Source organism: uncultured Kordia sp., from assembly GCF_947496985.1.
Classification (GTDB): domain Bacteria; phylum Bacteroidota; class Bacteroidia; order Flavobacteriales; family Flavobacteriaceae; genus Kordia.
In genome coordinates this window covers 64,348-85,907 of sequence record NZ_CANMEZ010000005.1, presented here as the reverse complement: position 1 = coordinate 85,907, position 21,560 = coordinate 64,348, and the positions used below count along the sequence as shown (strand labels likewise).

The window sequence follows — 21,560 nt, the reverse complement described above, 5'->3', positions numbered from 1 at the left end:
CATGAATTTCAACATTCTAAGCTATATCATTTACATTCCTATCATCTTTTTCATCACGATAAAAGTAGGCTGGATACTTTACAAAAGTGGCGAAGTATTTATGTGTGATATGTTTAAGGATGATACAGAAATTGTAGCAAGCTTAAATAAAATATTATTGATTGGGTATTACCTCATCAATTTAGGCTCAGCGACCATTACAATTGCTTTTTGGGATAGCGTAAGCACAAGTTATGAAATGATGAATGCATTGTCAGACATACTCGGAAAAACGATTCTTGTACTTGCAATTTTACATTACAACAACATCTTTTGGATTAAATTTTTAAACAGAAAAAACAAACAATAAACTAATATTACTATGGAATCATCAAAAATTGTCATTGCTTATTTTATCTACCTACCAATTGTCATTGGACTCACCATTTTTGTCTCTAAAAAACTATTTGAAAGCGGAAAAAGCTTTATGGTTGATATTTTTAGAGGCGAAGAAAACATTGCTATTGCCACCAACAAACTCTTTGAAGTTGGCTTTTACTTGGTAAATATTGGTTGGGCGTTGCTCATTATGAAAATTTACTATTACAGCAAAACAATGGAAATTACCAACCAAGAACTTATCGAAATTTTAAGTAAAAAAATTGGTGGTTTCTCTATTTATTTAGGTGTCATGTTACTCTTAAATCTATTCCTATTCTTACGAGGAAGAAAAGTTGCTAGACGTTCAAAACAAAAAGTTGCTACAGAAGAATTTACAAAGTTTAACTAAAAAAGATTCCAACATGAAAGTAAAAAAGATAGTCATCGCAGGCGGAAGTGGATTTTTAGGAAACGCATTAATTGATTTCTATCTTCCTAAAAATTATGAAATAGTAGTGCTTTCGCGAAATGTCAAAGAAACAGGAAACGACATGCTTCGGTATGTACAATGGAATGCAAAAACATTGGATCTTTGGTTAACAGAGCTTGAAGGAATTGAAGCATTAATCAATCTTACAGGAAAATCTGTAGATTGCAGATACAACGAACAAAACAAAGCTGAAATTTTAAACTCCAGAGTACACTCTACGGAAGTGTTAGGAAAAGCAATTCAGGCATGCGCAGTTCCGCCAAAAGTTTGGATAAATTCCTCTACAGCTACGATTTATAAGCATTCGCTAGACAAGGAAATGACAGAAGTTACAGGTATTATAGGTGATGATTTTTCTATGAATGTTGCCAAATCGTGGGAAGAAACATTTTACAACATGAAAACACCAAGAACACAAAAAATTGCGTTGCGAACGTCCATCGTATTAGGAAAAAATGGTGGTGCTTTCATACCTTTAAGAAACCTAGCAAAAGTTGGACTGGGTGGCACACAAGGAAATGGAAACCAAAAAGTAAGCTGGATTCATGAACACGACTTCTGTCGCGCTGTAGATTTTCTATTAACCAAAAGTACAGCTGGAATTTTTAATATAACAGCGCCTAATCCTATACCGAACAAAAAATTTATGCAAACGTTGCGACGTGCATTAAAAATTCCGTTTGGTTTACCGCAACCAATATGGTTACTCAACATTGGCGCTAGAATTATTAGAACGGAAGCTGAATTGATTTTAAAAAGCAGGTATGTTATTCCGGAAAAACTGCTAAATGCAGGTTTTCAATTTACATATCCAACAGCAGAAACTGCTATGAAAGAAATTGTACAACGATAAAAAATACACTATGAGTTTCTTAACAGCCGAATGGCGAAAACTGGTCTTTATCAATTACACTGTTAACCCAGCATTATTACAAGAATATGTTCCAAAAGGAACAACACTTGACAGTTATAATGGAAAATGTTTTGTCAGTGTTATAGGTTTCTTGTTTAAAAACACCAAAGTATTAGGTTGTAAAATGCCTTCGCTACATACGTTTGAAGAAGTAAACCTTCGATTTTATGTAAAACGAGAGGAAAATGATATTGTAAAAAGAGGCGTTGTATTCATTCAGGAAATTGTTCCAAAACGCTTGTTGAGTTTTGTTGCAAATACAGTGTATAATGAACATTACATAACGCTGCCAATGTCGCACAATTGGGATATTGGATCAAATACTATTGACATTTCATATACTTGGAAACACCAACAAAAAGAGCAATCTATTGCTATAAAAGCAAGTAACAACCCGAAATCATTTCCGCTAAATTCGGAAATAGAATTTATTTCAGAACACTATTTTGGTTACACCAAATACAACGAAAACAAAACATTTGAATACGAAGTTACGCATCCAAAATGGTTGTATTATAAGGCACATGAATACATTGTAAATGTAGATTTTGAACTGAACTACGGAAAAAAGTTTGCTCATCTTACAAAACAAACACCTGATTCTGTATTTCTAATGGAAGGCTCTGCAATAACGGTGGAACCGAAAAAAACTTTAAAAAACTAAAAACTGTATTATTTTATATATCCATATTTCTTTATAAATTACTACTTTAACTACTCATAAAAATGTGACAGCTATGAAATCTATCAAATTAATAGTACTTATTTTCTTTATTGGAATGCTATACTCAAATGCGCAAACCGTTCTATTTGATCAAGCATATTATTTTATCGCAAAAGATGAAATAAAAAAAATAAAACAAGTACAAGATTCTATATTAGTATTTGAATGCAAGGAATTTCAGAAATGTAATTCCACACCTAATTATGCTCATAAAATTTTAAGAGATTCTATTATTAATAAAAATAGTAAAATGGTTTTTTTAGGAAAACATAAATATGATGCTCAAAATCTAGAAACAAAAGACAAAAAAATAATGCTTGTTGATACTATTCAGGGCAGGAAAATATTAAAGGAATTTTCAGCATACACCAAAAAAGAAAGAACTCAAAAATCATTACTTTATTCTACTTCAGAATTAATAGGATTACGTCCTATTTCAGAAATTACTAAAACAGATGCCGATCATATTTATGAACAAATGGTTACTCAGATGAAAGCATCAAAAATGAAACAACCGTTTTTTAATGAGTATAAAACTTGGGAACTACTCAATGACTTAATCATCGCTAAAGGATATTCTCCTGTAGGTGCAAGAGAAGTGTTGCAGCAAAAATCTGATAAATTTTAAATGACCGCAATCCATATAAACACACACATCAACGCTCCAATTCAATTGGTTTTTGATCTTTCCAGAGATATTACTGAGCACGAAGCTTCAGCAAACCATACACGTGAAAAAGCAATTGCTGGACGAACTTCTGGTAAAATTGAACTTGGAGAAACCGTTACGTGGCGAGCCAAACATTTTGGTATATACTTACAACATACAAGTATCATTTCTGCTTTCGAGTCGCCAACACGTTTTGTAGATGAGATGCAGAAAGGTGTTTTTAAAAGTTTTCATCATGAACATATCTTCAAAGAAAACGAAAACGGTACCGAAATGATTGACATACTCAACTATGAAGTTCCGTACGGAATCTTTGGACGATTTTTTAACTATTGCATTCTAAAATCATATATGACAAAATTTTTACTGCAACGAAATCAACACATCAAAAAACGTGCAGAAGTTTTATAATGCAGTATTGTGTTTATTTATTTGAAAAACTTCTATATTCTTGACTTTCCCAAAAAAAAGGAACTACAAAAACACAGGAATTGTTAAATTTAACAAAGTAAGGATTTTTCGTATTTCGTAATAATTTTTTATTCTAACAATTATCGTTTACTTTTGAAGAAATAATTACACCATCAATGCCAAATCATCAACTTGATCCTAATAAGTGGATTACGCTCTATGCGGATTACCTTTTCAATTATACGATTGTTAGGGTGAAAGATAGAGAAACTGCGCAAGACTTAGTCCAAGAGACCTTTTTTGCTGGATTAAAATCAATGGCTAATTTCAAAGGAGAAGCTTCCGAACGAACATGGTTGATTTCTATTTTGAAAAGAAAAATCATTGATTATTACCGTAAAATAAACTCTAAAAAAGGACAAGCCGAAGTGCGTATCAATTATAATTCTGATTCAGAATCTGAAGGAGATTGGTTAGAAGAACGTGTTGCAGACGGCTATGACAAGAATGCCGAAGATCAAATACAGAACGAAGAATTAGGACTTGCTATTGAAGATTGCATCGACAAACTTCCTGAAAAGCAAGCGAAAATCTTTAAAATGAAAACCATTTTAGGATACGATACTGAAACTATTTGTAATGATCTAAATATAACTGCGTCTAACCTTTGGGTTATCATCCATAGAGCGCGTACAGCTCTTTCTGGATGCCTCGAACAGAACTGGTATTAATAATAAATTAAATGAGTACAAAGAATAAATTTTTTATATCCTGTGAAGAAGCAAAACACATTTGTGACAAAACACAATATGGGGAAGCTAGCTTTTGGGAAAAAGTAAAATTGAACGTAAGACTATCTTGGTGTCGCTTTACAAGAGCTTATTCAAGTAATAATAATAAGTTGACAAAATTGATGGACAAATCTAAGATTGATGCCATAGAACAAGATAAGAAAGCAGAAATGCAACGCAAACTGCAAGAAGAAATGAGCAAATATTAGGCTACAAAAAAAGTAGTGCTAAAAACCATATAATCGGAATACTTTCTACCCAAAAAGATGTAAAGTATTTCGATTTTTTTATGCTTGCTTGCCAAACAACTATTGCTAACAATACACTTAATCCTATTGTACTAAAAAATACAGTTGAATATATTTCTGTTTGCCAGAATTCAATAACTACAAAAAATAAAATCCAAGCATAAGCAATTAATTTTGTTTTAGCGATTCCAATTCGTTGCGGCATCGTCCCTAAGCCTGATGCATCAAACTGTAAATCACTAATTTCAAAAGGAATCATTAAAATTAAAACAAGTAAAACACGTTGTATCAAAACCAATATTGCTAACTGATTTAGTTGAAAAACATCCGCATTTACCAACGGTAAAACAACTGTTACACCTGCCCAACATAACGCAACAATCAAAATTTTGAGTCCTGGCAATGTTCTAAAATTTTTCTGTTTAGGTAAAAATGGTAAAATATATAATGAAGACAATACACTAAACCCAATAGCAAAAAAAAGTGTTTTCAATTGTAATTGATATGCGTAAAAAAGTGCCAATCCAAAACAAATAAAACTCAATAATTGAATCCATTTTTTATACGCTGAAGCAACAAAAAAGTAACGCTTTGCAGAACTTCCATACTTAATAAAATTATACGTAACAATAGTTCCATAAAATGTGAAATATAACACAGCTTCATCATATGGTAATTCAAATAGTAACAAAGTACTATATGTTAATGCATATACACTTAAACCTATATGAATACTACTATCTAAATAAAAATTGAAAAGTTTCTTTAAAACATTCATCACGCAAAAATAACTAAACTGTTCATAACCTATATTTTTCGTTAAAAACTTTCCATATTCGCTATAAAATAAAAGTAAAAGATATAATTTTTTAATCGTACTTTTGCATATCTAAAAAAACACACACAACTATAAAAAGAAAATACAAAGTCGATGAATACGGATTCTTTCTCACTAAGACATAATGGAACGCGCGCAAAGAACGTTCCTAACATGTTAAAAACCATCGGAGTTGATTCTTTAGAACAACTTATAGACGAAACTATTCCTGACGAAATTCGATTAAACGCGCCAATAGATCTTCCTGTAGGATTAAGCGAAAACGAATTCTTGTCACACATGCAAAATCTTGCAGGTCACAATAAAATATTTAAATCATATATTGGATTAGGATATCACGAACCTATAACGCCAGCGGTAATTCAACGTAATATTTTTGAAAACCCAGGTTGGTATACAGCATACACTCCGTATCAAGCAGAAATTGCACAAGGAAGATTGGAAGCTTTATTAAACTTCCAAACAGTTGTAACAGATTTAACAGGAATGGAAATTGCCAATGCTTCATTGTTAGACGAAAGTACCGCAGCAGCAGAAGCTATGGGAATGTTATTCTCTGTACGATCTAGAGCTCAAAAGAAAGCTGGAGTTTCAAAATTCTTTGTTTCTAATGAAGTATTACCACAAACAATTTCATTATTAAAAACAAGAGCAATTCCTATTGGTATAGAATTAGTATTTGGAAACCATGAAGAATTTGACTTCTCTACTGAATATTTCGGAGCATTATTACAATATCCCGGAAAATATGGACAAGTTTTTGATTACAGAGCGTTTACAGAACAAGCAAATGCAAATGAAATCAAAGTAGCCGTTGCAGCAGATATTTTAAGTTTGGTATTATTAGAATCTCCAGGGAACTTTGGAGTAGATGTTGTTGTGGGAACTACACAACGTTTTGGAATTCCATTAGGATATGGTGGACCACACGCAGCATTTTTTGCTACAAAAGAAGCTTATAAAAGATACTTACCTGGTCGTATTATTGGAGTAACCAAAGACATGGACGATAATCGTGCATTACGCATGGCGCTTCAAACACGCGAACAACATATTAAAAGAGACAAAGCAACTTCTAACATTTGTACTGCGCAAGTTTTATTAGCAGTAATGGCAGGAATGTACGCTGTATATCATGGACCAAATGGGCTAACATATATTGCTAACAAAGTACATTCAAATGCAGTTAGTTTAGCAAACACACTAGAAAAACTAGGTTTTGAACAAACAAACACAGCATATTTTGATACAATTGTTATCAAAGCAGATGCAGATAAAGTAAAAGAAGTTGCTGAACAAAATGAAGTTAACTTTTTATACATAGATAAAAATACCGTTGGAATTTCGATCAATGAAGCTACAACTCCACGTGATTTAAATGATATTGTATTCATCTTCGCTACAGTAGCAGGAAAAGAAACAATTGAAATAGAAAATACAAGCACTTCAAAAATATTACCTGCTGTTTCAAGAAAAACAACATTCTTAGAAGAAGCTGTTTTTAATAGTTATCATTCTGAAACAGAAATGATGCGTTACATCAAAAAGTTGGAACGTAAAGATTTATCTTTAAATCATTCAATGATTGCTTTGGGTTCTTGTACGATGAAATTAAACGCTGCAGCGGAAATGTTATCGTTAAGTTCAGCACAATGGAATAACATTCACCCATTTGTTCCTGTTGAACAAGCAGAAGGTTATCAAATCTTATTAAAAGAATTAGAGCACCAATTAAATATCGTGACTGGATTTGCAGGAACTTCATTGCAACCAAACTCTGGAGCACAAGGAGAATTTGCAGGATTAATGGTCATTAGAGCATATCACGAATCTAGAGGTGATACACACAGAAACATCTGTCTTATTCCAGCATCTGCACACGGAACAAACCCTGCAAGTGCAGTAATGGCAGGAATGAAAGTTGTGGTAACAAAAACTACAGAAGAAGGAAACATAGATGTAGAAGATTTACGTGAAAAAGCATTAGCTCACAAGGACAACTTAGCTGCGTTAATGGTAACATATCCATCAACTCACGGAGTTTTTGAAGCAACGATCAAAGAAATTACACAAATCATCCATAACAATGGAGGACAAGTTTATATGGATGGTGCAAACATGAATGCACAAGTTGGATTGACAAACCCGGCAACTATTGGTGCAGATGTTTGTCATTTAAATTTACACAAAACATTCGCTATTCCACATGGTGGTGGTGGACCTGGTGTTGGACCAATTTGTGTTGCTGCACACTTAGTACCGTTTTTACCGAGTAATCCAATCATAAAAACTGGAGGAGAAAAAGCAATTACAGCAATTTCTTCCGCTCCTTGGGGAAGCTCTTTAGTTTGTTTAATTTCTTACGGATACATTGCAATGTTAGGTTCAAGAGGTTTAACAGAAGCAACAGAATATGCCATCTTAAATGCAAACTACATTAAAGCACGTTTAGAAGACGAATACAACATTCTATACACTAACGAACGCGGAAGATGTGCACACGAAATGATTATTGATTGTAGACCTTTTAAACAACAAGGAATTGAAGTTACGGATATTGCCAAGCGTTTGATGGATTACGGATTCCATGCGCCAACTGTATCATTCCCAGTTGGAGGAACTATTATGATTGAACCGACAGAAAGCGAAAGCCTAGCAGAATTAGATACATTCTGTGATGCAATGTTGGCAATTCGCAGTGAAATCTCTGAAGCAAAAGCTGATAATACAAACAATGTATTAAAAAATGCACCACATACATTAGCTATGCTAACAGCTGAAGAATGGGAATTACCATATTCAAGACAAAAAGCAGCATTTCCATTACCATATGTAGCAGAAAACAAATTCTGGCCATCAGTTCGTAGAGTTGATGATGCATACGGAGATCGAAATTTAATCTGTACATGCGCACCAATTGAGGCGTATGCAGAAGCATAAAATTAACAAAGGAGCGTTTATGTAAACGCTCCTTTGTTATTTCACCGTATTCTTTATTGCATAATTATCAGTTTTAAGGCTTTTATTTTACATATTCTCTAAAACCTTAACATTTGACTGAATTTTCCACAAAAATTATAATTTCGACTTCACATCTGAAATAAGCAAGCTTTATAATTGTTAATTTAGTTGTCTTAAATCTTAAAAACTGATATTGGTATGAACGTTAAAATTACGGGGACGGGATGCTATATTCCCTCTGAAGTTGAAACAAATGAAGATTTCCATCAACATGAATTCCTTAACGATGATGGCAGCCCTTTTAAACAAAACACAAACATAATTATTAAAAAATTCAAGTCCATTACTGGAATTGGAGAACGCAGATACGCTAAAAATCATCACAACTCTTCTGATTTAGGATTTTTTGCAGCAGAAAAAGCAATTACTGATGCTAATGTAAATCCAGAAGAACTCGATTATATCATATTTGCACATAATTTTGGAGATGTAAAACACAGCACTATTCAAAGTGATATGGTTCCTAGTTTGGCGAGTAGAGTAAAACACAGTTTACGCATTAAAAACCCTAAATGTGTTGCCTACGACATTCTTTTTGGATGCCCAGGTTGGCTAGAAGGTGTAATACAAGCTTACGCATTTATCAAAGCAGGAATTGCAAAGAAATGTTTGGTTATAGGTTCTGAAACTTTATCCAGAGTTGTGGATAAACATGATAGAGATTCTATGATTTATTCTGACGGAGCTGGCGCAACAGTTATTGAAGCTTCTGATAGTGATAGCGGGATTATTTCGCACGAAACGGCTACATATGCATATGATGAAGCTTACTTTTTATATTATGGAAAATCGAACAATCAAGAATTATGTAAAGACACTCGTTATATAAAAATGTTTGGTCGAAAAATATACGAATTCGCGCTTACCAATGTTCCGTTAGCAATGAAAGCATGTTTAGATAAAAGCGGTGTTTCTATTGATGGTTTAGATAAAATTTTCATCCATCAAGCTAATGAAAAGATGGACGAAGCCATTATAGATCGTTTCTACAAACTACACGAACGAGAAACTCCCGAAGGAATTATGCCAATGAATATTCATAAATTAGGAAATAGCTCGGTTGCAACCATTCCTACATTATTTGATATGGTAACCAAAGGAAAAGTAGAAAATCAAGAGATTAAAAAAGGCGACGTTGTAATGTTTGCCAGTGTTGGTGCAGGAATGAATATCAATGCAATTGTGTATAAATATTAGACATGAATCAAGATACGATTGCCATTATTGGTGGCGGAAATTTAGGAAGATCAATTGCAGAAGGATTATTAAGAAATGACTATAATCCTGCTCAAATTTATGTGACGCGTACAAAAGTTTCCTTGTTGGATGATTTGAAAGCGAAAAACATACAAACTACTTCTGATAATATAAAAGCTGTACAACAAGCTAGTATTTTAATTTTCGCCTTAAAACCGTATCGTATTGAAAGTGTTTTAAAAGAACTTTCAGCACATATAACTCCTAAACACGTAGTTATTTCTGTGATTAGTGATTTCTCTTTGGAACAGCTTTCTAATTGCTTAGCACCAACTATTCAAGTAATTCGCGCTATGCCAAATACCGCTGCAGCCATAAGTCAATCTATGACTTGCTTGGCAACAAAAAACGCAAGTGACGAAAATATAGCTAAAGCTAAATTCATTTTTGATGCGTTGGGTGAAACAATTGAAATTGATGAAAATTTAATGGACGCTGCAACTGTTTTAGGCGCTTGTGGAATTGCATATGCATTGCGTTTTATTCGAGCGATGATTCAAGGTGGAATTGAGATTGGATTTGATGCCAAAACCGCCACAAAAATTGCTTCACAAACTGTAAAAGGAGCCAGTGAATTATTACTTCAAAATGGCAATCATCCAGAAGAAGAAATTGACAAAGTAACAACTCCTAAAGGATGTACCATTGCAGGGCTCAACGAAATGGAACACCAAGGATTTAGCTCTTCTTTAATAAAAGGAATTACAACTTCTATTGAATCCATTCAGAAGTGATTTTTCAAATTTATTGCTATATTGAATGACGCTCTTTTATTCTAAAAGTGTTAACTGAAGAAGGTATTTTACATTGCAAAAACTCTTTACCTCACTCCTATTTTTTCAGAAATCCAATTATTGAGCATTGGAATCATACGAAGTTTATAAATCACAAATCCATTCACCAACATATACGTTCCTACTTTAAGAATAATATCGAAGATAATATTACGGGTTGATGGAATATTGTGTAAAATACCAACACTTCCTATAAAGACAACTAAGAGGATTAAATGTTTTTTTGTAAATGGTTGTATTTTAAATTTTGAATAGATATAGATGAGTTTCACACTATTATACAGCGTCATAGAAATTAACGTTGCATAAGCTGCGCCTTCAATTCCTAAATTGAGATGTTTGATAAAATAAATATTCAACGAAATATTTAATATCACCAAAATTGCAATCGCAACCATATTGAAACGATAATATTTTGAATACAATAAAATATGCGAATTGAACGACGTAGTCATATCAACAACTACATTAAAACTCAAAATTAAAATCACAGGAATGGTATCAAGTAAGTTTTCTCGTGTTGGTAAAATTGAAAACAAATCATCTACACCTAAAAAAATACAACTTAGCAAAAATCCGCCAAGCGCAAACAATAGCATTGAAATTTCTTTATACTTTTTCCCTAAAGAAACAATATCATCTTTGGCTATATACTCTCTAACAATCGGACTATAAATAGTATACAAACCAATTGCAGGAATTCCTAATGTTGCTGCTAAAGCAACACCAATACTGTACGTTCCGTTAGCCGTCATTGAATCAACAATTATTAAGTTGGGCACCATAATTCCATCAATTTTAAAAGCCAACAAAGAACCTAAAATACTCAGAAAAGCAAACACACTATACTTAATATATTCTTTTCTAAAAGAAGCATCAAATACATTCTTATAATTAAAGTTGAATGTAATATTTGCAATCTTTTTTACATATACTAATGCTATACAAAAAAGAATGACAAAACAACCTGTATAAATTAGTTTCCCTGTTTCTACAGTAATGATTCCTGCTAATAAGAGTAAGAATGTAGCTGGAAAAAACAATTTGATTGAAAAACGTTCCAAGACAGTCGGAATTGCTATTTTTTTATAATTAGATGCTTGTCGTTTACACACATCCATAATTGCGAAAGCAAAACCAACTACGATAGAATACCCTATATAATCAAACGCATGAAAATCGGGTAATACACTTGATAAGGAGTTTGCCAATAGTAAAAAGACCAATGAGAATACAACACTATTGACAATGACAATTAATAAGGTGGAAGAAAAAAATATGTTTCGTTTTTCTGCTACATCCTTAAAACGTGGAAAATAGTTTACCAATGATTGTGAAGTTCCAAACACGAAAAATGCCATTAAAATTTGTGCACCATCAAAAATGTAACGAATAATTCCTAAGAACTCTTTATTATTCGGATAGATAAAAAGTGTAGATACAATTCCAATTGCTGCACCAATATAATTGATGATGCTAAATTTGAGTGCTTGCGATGATACTTCTTTTTGTTGTTTTTCCAATCGTAGAGATGCTTATCAACACAAATGTACATAAATGTATTGGAATGTTTAGTGTATGCTTTGAGTTTGAAAATTGAAGTTGGAATTGAAATTTTACATATAAAACCTATATCATACTTTGAAACAAAGTATAAAGTATGATACAGGTTAAATATACGGCTAACACTCTTATTAATTACAGAAAAAATCTGTGACACATGTGGTACAACTTACTTTTGAATCTACCGTAATTGGCTCTAATGGATCACTTGTATCCGCTTCTATTGGGCACATTAATACAGAGTTTGAGTTACAAGTATACGTGTGATAACGCGCACCACCTATCATGTGATTCGTTATTTCAGAAATTGTTTTCTTTTGTAATTGTAGGTTTTTGAAGGTTTGTTTTTTCATAATTATATTATTTTTAAGTTGTATACCTTAAAGGAGTAAAAACGAAAAAACATTACCCGAAAGAACAAACTATTTTATCATTAGACTGATTTGCATGCATCAAAAAAAACTGCTTTTAAAATCATCTTTCTGCTGGTGAACACGTGATGTTACTAGGGCATTTTGGGCAAATCGTTGCATATGTTGGGCAAATTAAACAAGTAGCCGTTCCACAACTTTTTGCAGTTCTTCCTCCAATACTTTTTTGTAATGACAAACTTGAAATTGTTTTCTTAGCTAATTTTAAGTTTTTAAAATGTTGTTTTTTCATGATTTCTATTTTTGGTTATATCCTTTAAAATAAAAAAAAGATATCTATGATTGCTTCTTTAGGATGATTCTATGTGGTATTTGTAAAAATCTAACAACTCTTTTACATATATTTGTAGTACCAAGACTATCATTACATGTACAACAAGTTTTTTCCACATAAACGATATCGCTACACGATTGATTTTTTAAAAGAAGTCATTCCTAGTGGTTCAAAAATTTTAGATTTAGGCGTCTCAAATCCTTTATCTGAGATTATGTCTGAGGAAGGCTATATTGTTGAAAACACAAAAGGAGAAGATTTAGATGAAGATTTTTCTTCGGTACAAGAAAGTGATGCAGATGTAGTAACTGCTTTTGAAATTTTCGAACATTTAGTAGCACCTTTTAATGTTTTAAAAGAAATAAAAGCTACAAAAATAGTCGTAACAGTTCCGCTACGTTTATGGTTTGCAACTGCCTACAGAAGTAAAACAGATCCTTGGGACAGACATTACCACGAATTTGAAGATTGGCAATTTGATTGGCTATTGGAAAAAGCTGGTTGGGATATTATTAAAACAAAAAAATGGACAAATCCTTCACGTCCACCTATTGCTCCACGCCCAATTTTACGTCACTTAATCCCTCGTTATTACGCTGTATATGCTGAACGAAAAGTTTCAAAATAACAATGAAATTCACATTGTCTTCTGTACACTAATTAATTTCTAATTTTAAACGAATGAAGTTTTATATTGTCATTCCTGCACATAATGAAGAAAAGCATATTCAAGCTACGCTGAGTTCTATTGTAAAGCAGACAAAACTTCCCGAAAGATTGGTAGTTGTAAATGATAATTCTTCTGATGATACTGAAAAAATAATTGATACGTTTACTGATAATCACACATTCATTACAAAAGTAAATACCAACGCTCCGAACGAACATTTACCAGGAAGTAAAGTCATTAATACTTTTTACAAAGGTTTTGAAAGATTAGACGATTCGTATGACGTCATTGTAAAGTTGGATGCTGATATTATTTTACCCGAAAACTATCTCCAGACAATTGCTAATCATTTTTTAAATGATGACAAAGTCGGAATTACTGGTGGCTTTTGCTACATCCAAAAAGGAGATACTTGGGTATTGGAAAATTTGACGGACAAAGACCACGTGAGAGGCGCGCTAAAAGCCTATCGGAAACAGTGTTTTATTGACATTGGAGGTCTTAAAAAAGCAATGGGCTGGGATACTGTTGATGAGTTACTTGCACAGTATTATGGCTGGAAAATTAAAACAGATTCTTCACTTCAAACAAAACATTTAAAACCTACTGGCGCTACGTATAATAAAAAAGCAATGTACAGACAAGGAGAAGCTTTTTATAGACTGCGTTACGGATTTATCATCACATTGATAGCTTCCCTAAAATTAGCATTTTTAAAAAAAAGAGTTTCACTTTTTTATAATTATATAAAAGGCTATTGGCTTGCTAAACGTAAAAAAATTGACTTCTTAGTAACGCCAGCGCAAGGTGACTTTATTAGAAAGTATAGACGCGATAAAATATTGAATAAACTTAAAAACCTCTTCTTATTTAGATAGTAAGAAAATTGACGATTGATATTTCTTATTTTTTACAAAAAATTACGATCTTTCATAAATTAACCGTATTTTGCTGACAATATAGTCCTTCAGTTCCCCTAATCAAGTAAAAACAATGTTCACATGATTACTGCAGTTATTGTTGAAGATGAAAAACCATCTATGGAGTATCTTTCATCGCTATTAACAAAAAACCATTCTAACATTCAAGTTCTTGCATCAGCATCTAATGTTGACGATGCAGTGGCGATGATTGAATCAAATAATCCTGATATTGTATTTTTAGATATCCAATTGCAAGATGGAAGCGGTTTTGAAGTGCTTGATAGTTTAAAACAAGAAATGTCGTTCGAAATTATTTTCACTACAGGTTTTTTAGATTATAAAGAGCGGGCAATGGATTATTTTGCCTTTTACTACCTCAACAAACCTGTCCAAGAACACGAATTGAAAAAGGTATTGAACATGTATGTTGTGAAACGCACCTCTTTTGATGTGCAAAAATATATGGCATTTAAAAACCAGATAAAGGCTAAAAATCAGATTGTAAGTATTATTGTAAAAGATCAATATGTAGCTATTAGCTTAAAAGATATTGTCTTTTGTGAAGCATCTGGCAGTTATACTTTTATCCATACGATTCAAGGTGATCAACATTTGACTTCTGGAAATTTAAAACGCATAGAAGACCTTATTGAAGATGAAGCTTTTTACAGAGTTCATCGTTCAAAATTAGTCAACATGAAACATATTTCAAGTATTTCAAAAGATGGAATGATATACTTAAGTAATGGTACTGAAATTTTGACTTCAGTTAGAAGTAAAAAGAAAGTACTTGAAATGTATCAATTGTATTTAGAAACTAAGAATTAGTCTTCTAGCACTTCTTGAATTGGATCTCCTGTAGCTCCATTTGGAAACGAAATTCCTAAAATAGCCGAAATGGTTGGTGCTACATCAGTAATTTTTGTACGTCGCATCGTTTCTCCTTGCTGAATTCCATTTCCATAGAATACTAACGGCACGTGTGTATCGTAGTTAAATCCTGAACCATGCGTTGAACCAGTTCTTCCATATGAAATTGTAGATGGCTCTAATACATAACATACATCTCCCGAACGTTTTTGATTAAATCCTTTTTGAATTGCCGCAGCAATTCCTGTGTTAAACTCACCAGCTGTTAATGTGGAACGTGTGTATACTTTTGAAATTTGATCGTACGCTAATAATTCACTTTGCAATGCGTTTTCTATAGCTGTAGGCGAAAGGTTCAAACGCTTTACTTCATCGTAATCTAAAAAGATTTGTCCATTGGAAGTATTTTCAATTAATTTATCACTTCCGTACTTTTTCTTTAAGAAACCTATTAAATGTTCTCTAAGTACTGAATGCTCAAAATATCCACCTGGGATTTTCATGCTCTGTAAATACGTTGGCACATGAACTGCCGCATGATCAGCCGTTAAGAAAATTGTGTAGTTCCCTTTCCCTACTTCTGCATCAAGTTTAGCAAATAAACGTTCGATATCTTTATCTAATCGTATATATGTGTCTTCAATTTCTTTAGAATTTACGCCAAATCTATGTCCGACATAATCTGTGCTTGAATAACTTAATGCTAACATATCTGGCGTATTGTCTTTTCCTAATTGTTCGCCTTTGATGGCTGCAATAGCAAAATCTGTAGTTAAACTATTTCCATACGCCGTTGCTTTTAGAATATCAAAACCTCCATTTTTATCCTTCAAACCATCTAAGTCATACGGAAAATTTGCATTTGCCTTTCCTTTAAATGTTCCTTCAAACTCATTAATATCCGAACCACTTTCTGTATACGTATTAATGTCATACAAGGTATTCCAAGTAGTTAAGTACTTTTCTGCCGCATCACTTACATTGAATTCTTTTACCCAAGTTGGCAATTCATTTCTGTAATACGTACTCGTAATCCAGTTTCCTTTATCTTTTCCATAAAACCAATACGCTCCAGTTGCGGCATGACCTGCTGGCAAAATAGCACCTCTGTCTTTTATGGCTATTCCAATAGTTTTTCCACGTTCTTGTGTTGCCAAACGCAATTGATCAGTTACAGTTGTTGTTTGCATTCTATGCGGCGACATTTTTCCTTCGTATTTATCAGTTACACCAACAGAAGTATAACTTTCATCAAAAGCACAATACACGCTATTTTTTGCAAACTTATCATACCAATCATTTGAGATAATCCCATGATTTTTCGGCGTTGTTCCTGTATATACAGAAGCGTGTCCTGGACCTGTATACGTTGGAATGTAATTGTAATGATTGTTTTTACAATTATATCCTTCACGGATCATTCGTTTAAAACCGCCTTCGCTGTATTTATTTTCAAATCGAGTTAAATAATCATATCGCATCTGATCTACAATAATCCCAACTACGAGTTTTGGACTTGTTTGAGCGGTTGTTTGTGTATCAGAATTTGATGCTGTTGCTTTTACTTTCTGTTTTACAGATATACATTGAATGAAGAAAAAAGATACAATACTGATATAAATAATTCTTTTCATGATGAGGCGTTCTCGTTTATTTGAATTCGGGATAACTAATTTTTATACTTCTCCAAAAATAATCGTTTTCTTTCAATTAGTTTTATCTAAACATTAAATAGCTGAATTATTTTATTAGGTTGCCCGAATAATGTATTTTTATCCCATGATTTACCTAGAAAATATAGGACGCTATTTTTTGATGTTGAAAAGCGTATTTAGCAAAATGACAAAATGGTCAATGCTAAGAAATCTTATCTTTAAAGAGATTGATGATTTAATCATTGGTTCTATGGGAATTGTATGTTTCATTTCCTTCTTTGTTGGTGGTGTTGTTGCTATACAAACTGCCTTGAACATCAACAATCCGTTAATTCCAAAATATTTAGTTGGGTTTGCTACACGACAATCGGTTATTTTAGAGTTTGCTCCTACTTTTATTTCTATCATTATGGCAGGAAAAGTAGGGTCGTTTATTACTTCTAGCATTGGAACCATGCGTGTTACAGAGCAAATTGACGCATTGGAAGTTATGGGTGTAAATTCACTTAACTATTTAGTTTTCCCTAAAATTGTTGCGTTGACATTGTATCCTTTTGTCATTGCAATTTCTATGTTTTTAGGAATTGTTGGTGGTTGGATTGCTTCAATTTATGGAGGTTTTTCAAGTAGTGCCGATTTTATACAAGGATTACAGATCGAGTTTATTCCGTTTCACGTTACCTACGCTTTTTGCAAAACCTTAATTTTTGCTTTTGTATTAGCAACAATTCCTTCTTTTTATGGTTATTACATGAAAGGTGGTGCTTTGGAAGTTGGAAAAGCAAGTACAACTTCATTCGTTTGGACGAGTGTTGTTATTATTTTATTGAATTATATCATCACACAATTATTACTTACATAAATAAATGATTGAAGTAAATAACATAAAGAAGTCGTTTGATGGCGTTGAAATTTTAAAAGGAATTTCAACAACATTTGACAAGGGAAAAACCAATTTGATTATTGGTCAAAGTGGTTCGGGTAAAACTGTTTTTCTGAAATCTTTATTAGGATTATTTACACCAGAAGAAGGTACAATTGCTTTTGATGGGAAAATTTATGCTAGTTTATCTGTGAAAGAAAAAAGAGCACTTCGTACTGAAATTGGAATGGTTTTTCAAGGAAGTGCATTGTTTGATTCTATGACGGTTGAAGAAAACGTAATGTTTCCATTGCGTATGTTTTCAAATCAGGCAGTAAGTGAGATGAAAGATCGTGTAGACTTAGCTTTGAAACGTGTAAATTTAGTTGATGCGCATCATAAATTTCCTGCAGAAACTTCTGGAGGAATGCAAAAACGTGTTGCTATTGCACGCGCTATTGTAATGAATCCGAAGTATTTATTTTGTGATGAACCTAATTCTGGACTTGATCCAAAAACAGCTATTGTTATTGACAATTTGATTCAAGAAATTACAGACGAATACAATATTACTACTGTAATTAACACACATGATATGAATTCTGTGATGGAAATTGGTGAAAAAATTGTCTTCTTAAAAAACGGTCATAAAGCTTGGGAAGGAACTAATAAAGAAATCTTTAAAACAGATAACGAATCTGTAACTGACTTTGTATATTCTTCTGACTTATTTAAAAAAGTACGTGAAGTGTATTTAAAAGAACTTGGCTAGTATTATTTCCTAAAAAAAGCGAACCGAAGTTCGCTCTGTATTATTAGTTATCAATTTTATAATTTTACCAAACATTGATCGTTTCTGTAAAATCAGCATCTCCTGTTACTTTAATCGTCAACACGGAAGGAATAAAACTTTTTCCTTTGTAACTTGGTTGTACATTATAACTTAAATTTTTTCCTTCATGCAGTAAGTTTTCAATCATTGCATCAAAACGTTGTTTGAATTGTTGTGCAAATTCTGGCGCATATAAAGTATTTCTAGGACTGTCTTCCCCACCAAATTCTAAAGGCATCAAATGCACTTTTACCAATTCACCTTTATTGTATAAACCGATTGCTTTTTCATTACTATTAACATTACTAAAATCAGGTCCATTTTGAGAAGGTGATGTCTTGTTTTTATCTTTTTTCTTAAACCAATTAAACATTCTTTTTCTTTTTGACTTTATTATTTAATGCGTTCTATGATTAATGTATCTAAAGATAGTTCTGTTCGTAACCAAGCTTCTAGCTCTTTCTCACGAAGTGCCTGTACGCTATCTGTTAATGCTGGATTCCATTTTACGGCAGCTACAGGAATGGTATCAACTTTTATAAAATCGTTAGAACTTAACATTTTAGCAAATCCAAACTGACGTAAATCTGTGTGAAGAATTTTAGCATCTTTCGCTACTTTACTAAAAGCTACATAATTTTCGTTTTCAGACGAAGCTTTTGATTCTAATTGAGAATTGAGGTTTGTAACTTCTTGTTTTAATTCTACAATTTGCTTTTGAAGACCTTCTATGACAATTTGCTTTTCATCAATATCTTCATATGCTCTATCTAATGCGTTTGAAATTTTATCAAAGCTTCTATTTTTATTTCCATTAACTTTTAATTTGAAGTCTTTTATATGTTCATAGTTTTTTAGATCATTTTGATAAGCAGCTTCTAGTGCAGGTGTTACCTCTCCAATAAAATTTAGGTTAATTTTTCTATTTTCAATATCTAAATCTTTTTTACGTTCTTGTAACCATATCTCAGGGTTTGCCTGAATATTTTCTATAAACGTACCATAATCTCTTTTAATATTACTTATCTGAAGTACATTCCAAAATGTCCAAACCGCAGGAATCATTACTGCAAAAGCAACCAATGAAGCTAATCTTGAAATTCGTTTTCGCTTGGCAGAGTTTGCATATTTGAGCATTGGAAAACGCAATACTTTTAGCACTAAAAATGTTGCTAACGCAATAAACGTAGTATTAATAGCAAAAAGATACATGGCACCAAGGAAGAATTTGAAATTCCCTACTGCTAATCCATATCCTGCCGTACATAAAGGCGGCATTAATGCCGTTGCAATTGCCACACCAAATATTACAGAGGCTATAGTGCCTTTTTTGGTTCGGGCAACAATGAGAGCCAATCCACCAAAAATGGCGACAAATACATCTAATATGTTAGGTTCTGTTCTAGATTCCAATTCTGGCGTAAGCTCAGTTAATGGAGATAACACAAAGTATAAATAAGCTGTTATAATACTTAAAATCACCATCACCAATAGATTGGTAAACGAGCTTCTGAGTGTATCAATATCATTAATAGCTAGCGACATTCCAATTCCTAAAATTGGTCCCATTAGCGGAGATATTAACATGGCTCCAATTACTACAGCAGTAGAACTCACATTTAATCCAATAGAAGCTACAAATACGGCAAATATTAAAATCCAAGCAGTTGCCCCTTTAAATGGAATATCAGCTTTGATAGCAGCAATAGTCTGATCTTTATCAGTATCTTTCTGAATATCTAATAATTCATTCATGAAGATTTTCAAACCTTCCCACAAACCTTTGGCATCAGCTGGCGGCATTGTTTCTTCTGTTATTTTTGGTTCGTCTTCTGAAAAGCTAAACTTATTTTCTTCTTCTGTACTCATATACTTTATCCGTAATTTTCGCCAAAGGTATCTTTGACTTTTTGTAATACTTTCTTGATGTCTTGCTCTTTTGTTTTTGGGTAAATGAGCAAAACTTCTTCTTTATCTACGACAATATAATCATTTAATCCATCAATTACTACCACTTTTTTCTTTGCTGTGCGAATCATATTCCCACTTGCATCTTCTAAAATCGTTTGTGCATTTACAACTGCATTTCCATTTTCTTCTTTGTCTAGTTTATCATATAAACTTCCCCAAGTTCCTAAATCATTCCAATCAAATGTTGCTGGTAAAACGTATACGTGTGATGCATGTTCCATAATGGCATAATCTATTGAGATGTTTTCGGCTAGACCGTAATTATCACGGATAAAATCATCTTCAAAGTCTGTATTATATACTGAAAAACCCTTATCAAACAGTTCGTATAGTGCTGGTTGAAAGTTTTGAAACGCCGTTACAATTGTATTCACACTCCAAATAAAAATTCCTGCATTCCACAAGTAATTTCCACTCGCTAAAAACTTTTTAGCTGTTTCATAATTTGGTTTTTCAGTGAACTGATGCACTTTTTTGATTGCGTTTTCACTTTTTTCAAAGTTGATATAACCATATCCAGTATTTGCAAATGTTGGTTGAATTCCCAAGGTCATCAATACATTTTCTTTTTCACATTTATCAAACGAAGCTTGTAAGTTGTTTATGAATGCGTTTTCATCTTCAATCCAATGATCGCTTGGAGCAACTACCATCACTGCGTTTGGATTTTCTTTCTGAATTTTTAGAGAAGCGTATAAAATACAAGGTGCAGTGTTTCGCATTGCTGGTTCTAACACCACTTGCTTTTGAGTAGCATCTGGTAATTGTTCCAAAACCAAATCGTTATATTTTTCATTGGTAAGAATGTAAATGTTTTCTTTCGGAATTAATTTACTAAGTCTGCTAAACGTTTTTTGGATTAAGGTTTCACCAGTTCCTAACATATCGTGAAACTGTTTTGGGAAACTTGAAGTACTTACAGGCCAAAAACGCGATCCTACACCGCCAGCCATCAGAATTGCATAATAATTCGTGTTCATTGTCGTCATTAT

24 protein-coding genes are annotated in these 21,560 nt (G+C 32.8%); 16 read left to right on the top strand and 8 right to left on the bottom strand.

The genetic code is table 11. The annotated features are described in order from the left end of the window. Nucleotide 1: 1 nt before the first annotated feature. The 8 genes from Q0828_RS14215 (at nt 2) to Q0828_RS14180 (ending at nt 4,568) form a co-directional block, all read left to right on the top strand. Nucleotides 2-349 (top strand): hypothetical protein, encoded by a 348-nt coding sequence (locus tag Q0828_RS14215; protein ID WP_298422252.1) that lies wholly within the window; start codon nt 2-4, stop codon nt 347-349. Nucleotides 350-361: 12 nt separating this feature from the next. Continuing rightward, nucleotides 362-769 (top strand): hypothetical protein, encoded by a 408-nt coding sequence (locus Q0828_RS14210; protein ID WP_298422249.1) that lies wholly within the window; start codon nt 362-364, stop codon nt 767-769. A 13-nt stretch (nt 770-782) separates the two neighbouring features. After that, complete coding sequence (locus Q0828_RS14205) at nt 783-1,703, top strand: TIGR01777 family oxidoreductase (RefSeq protein ID WP_298422243.1); 921 nt, start codon at nt 783-785, stop codon at nt 1,701-1,703. Between the two features lie 10 nt (nt 1,704-1,713). Further along, nucleotides 1,714-2,427 (top strand): DUF2071 domain-containing protein, encoded by a 714-nt coding sequence (locus Q0828_RS14200; protein WP_298422240.1) that lies wholly within the window; start codon nt 1,714-1,716, stop codon nt 2,425-2,427. Between the two features lie 73 nt (nt 2,428-2,500). Continuing rightward, on the top strand, nt 2,501-3,115 hold the full coding sequence (locus Q0828_RS14195; protein WP_298422237.1) for a hypothetical protein: 615 nt from the start codon (nt 2,501-2,503) through the stop codon (nt 3,113-3,115). Then, complete coding sequence (locus tag Q0828_RS14190; protein WP_298422234.1) at nt 3,116-3,568, top strand: SRPBCC family protein; 453 nt, start codon at nt 3,116-3,118, stop codon at nt 3,566-3,568. Nucleotides 3,569-3,744: 176 nt separating this feature from the next. Further along, nucleotides 3,745-4,299 carry a sigma-70 family RNA polymerase sigma factor gene (locus Q0828_RS14185; RefSeq protein WP_298422231.1) on the top strand — a complete coding sequence of 185 codons (555 nt, stop codon included), beginning with the start codon at nt 3,745-3,747 and terminating at the stop codon, nt 4,297-4,299. 11 nt (nt 4,300-4,310) lie between these two features. Further along, a complete protein-coding gene (locus Q0828_RS14180; RefSeq protein ID WP_298422228.1) occupies nt 4,311-4,568 on the top strand; it encodes a hypothetical protein in 258 nt (85 codons plus the stop codon). Between the two features lies 1 nt (nt 4,569). On the opposite strand, the gene Q0828_RS14175 is transcribed toward Q0828_RS14180, so the two are convergent. After that, complete coding sequence (locus Q0828_RS14175) at nt 4,570-5,385, bottom strand: hypothetical protein (RefSeq protein ID WP_298422225.1); 816 nt, start codon at nt 5,383-5,385, stop codon at nt 4,570-4,572. A 153-nt stretch (nt 5,386-5,538) separates the two neighbouring features. Here Q0828_RS14175 and gcvP point away from each other — a divergent pair, with 153 nt between their 5' ends. From gcvP to proC, 3 genes are all read left to right on the top strand, one after another. Then, complete coding sequence (gene gcvP, locus Q0828_RS14170; RefSeq protein WP_298422222.1) at nt 5,539-8,385, top strand: aminomethyl-transferring glycine dehydrogenase; 2,847 nt, start codon at nt 5,539-5,541, stop codon at nt 8,383-8,385. Nucleotides 8,386-8,604: 219 nt separating this feature from the next. After that, complete coding sequence (locus Q0828_RS14165) at nt 8,605-9,663, top strand: 3-oxoacyl-ACP synthase III family protein (protein ID WP_298422219.1); 1,059 nt, start codon at nt 8,605-8,607, stop codon at nt 9,661-9,663. A gap of 2 nt (nt 9,664-9,665) precedes the next feature. After that, nucleotides 9,666-10,457, top strand: a complete 792-nt coding sequence (gene proC, locus Q0828_RS14160) for a pyrroline-5-carboxylate reductase (protein WP_298422217.1) — start codon at nt 9,666-9,668, stop codon at nt 10,455-10,457. Between the two features lie 86 nt (nt 10,458-10,543). Here proC and Q0828_RS14155 read toward each other — a convergent pair whose 3' ends face one another. The 3 genes from Q0828_RS14155 to Q0828_RS14145 form a co-directional block, all read right to left on the bottom strand. Next, a complete protein-coding gene (locus Q0828_RS14155) occupies nt 10,544-12,040 on the bottom strand; it encodes a polysaccharide biosynthesis C-terminal domain-containing protein (RefSeq protein WP_298422214.1) in 1,497 nt (498 codons plus the stop codon). Nucleotides 12,041-12,211: 171 nt separating this feature from the next. Then, entirely contained in the window at nt 12,212-12,433 is a 222-nt protein-coding gene (locus Q0828_RS14150; RefSeq protein WP_298422212.1) for a hypothetical protein, read from the bottom strand. Nucleotides 12,434-12,554: 121 nt separating this feature from the next. Further along, nucleotides 12,555-12,743 carry a hypothetical protein gene (locus Q0828_RS14145; protein ID WP_298422209.1) on the bottom strand — a complete coding sequence of 63 codons (189 nt, stop codon included), beginning with the start codon at nt 12,741-12,743 and terminating at the stop codon, nt 12,555-12,557. 136 nt (nt 12,744-12,879) lie between these two features. Between Q0828_RS14145 and Q0828_RS14140 the strand changes: the two genes are divergently transcribed. From Q0828_RS14140 to Q0828_RS14130, 3 genes are all read left to right on the top strand, one after another. Beyond that, nucleotides 12,880-13,413, top strand: coding sequence for a methyltransferase (locus tag Q0828_RS14140; RefSeq protein WP_298422207.1), 534 nt, complete (start codon nt 12,880-12,882; stop codon nt 13,411-13,413). 53 nt (nt 13,414-13,466) lie between these two features. Beyond that, nucleotides 13,467-14,333 carry a glycosyltransferase family 2 protein gene (locus tag Q0828_RS14135; RefSeq protein ID WP_298422205.1) on the top strand — a complete coding sequence of 289 codons (867 nt, stop codon included), beginning with the start codon at nt 13,467-13,469 and terminating at the stop codon, nt 14,331-14,333. A 123-nt stretch (nt 14,334-14,456) separates the two neighbouring features. Continuing rightward, the gene (locus Q0828_RS14130; protein ID WP_298422201.1) at nt 14,457-15,206 is read left to right on the top strand and encodes a LytTR family DNA-binding domain-containing protein; all 750 of its coding nucleotides are present in this window, start codon (nt 14,457-14,459) and stop codon (nt 15,204-15,206) included. Here the strand turns inward: Q0828_RS14130 and pafA are convergent. Continuing rightward, nucleotides 15,203-16,882: an alkaline phosphatase PafA gene (gene pafA / locus Q0828_RS14125; RefSeq protein WP_298422198.1), complete on the bottom strand. Its 1,680-nt coding sequence runs from the start codon at nt 16,880-16,882 to the stop codon at nt 15,203-15,205. The two genes, Q0828_RS14130 and pafA, sit on opposite strands and share 4 nt — an antisense overlap. A gap of 145 nt (nt 16,883-17,027) precedes the next feature. On the opposite strand from pafA, the gene Q0828_RS14120 reads away from it, so the two are divergent. After that, nucleotides 17,028-17,765 carry an ABC transporter permease gene (locus Q0828_RS14120; protein WP_298422194.1) on the top strand — a complete coding sequence of 246 codons (738 nt, stop codon included), beginning with the start codon at nt 17,028-17,030 and terminating at the stop codon, nt 17,763-17,765. 4 nt (nt 17,766-17,769) lie between these two features. Next, nucleotides 17,770-18,537, top strand: a complete 768-nt coding sequence (locus Q0828_RS14115) for an ATP-binding cassette domain-containing protein (RefSeq protein ID WP_298422191.1) — start codon at nt 17,770-17,772, stop codon at nt 18,535-18,537. A gap of 64 nt (nt 18,538-18,601) precedes the next feature. Here the strand turns inward: Q0828_RS14115 and Q0828_RS14110 are convergent, their stop codons facing one another. From Q0828_RS14110 to Q0828_RS14100, 3 genes are read right to left on the bottom strand one after another with little or no spacing between them, the layout of a single operon-like run. Beyond that, entirely contained in the window at nt 18,602-18,970 is a 369-nt protein-coding gene (locus Q0828_RS14110) for a hypothetical protein (RefSeq protein ID WP_298422188.1), read from the bottom strand. A 20-nt stretch (nt 18,971-18,990) separates the two neighbouring features. Next, nucleotides 18,991-20,466: a DUF389 domain-containing protein gene (locus Q0828_RS14105; RefSeq protein WP_298422186.1), complete on the bottom strand. Its 1,476-nt coding sequence runs from the start codon at nt 20,464-20,466 to the stop codon at nt 18,991-18,993. A gap of 5 nt (nt 20,467-20,471) precedes the next feature. Continuing rightward, the gene (locus tag Q0828_RS14100; RefSeq protein ID WP_298422946.1) at nt 20,472-21,548 is read right to left on the bottom strand and encodes a mannose-1-phosphate guanylyltransferase; all 1,077 of its coding nucleotides are present in this window, start codon (nt 21,546-21,548) and stop codon (nt 20,472-20,474) included. Between the last annotated feature and the right edge of the window lie 12 nt (nt 21,549-21,560).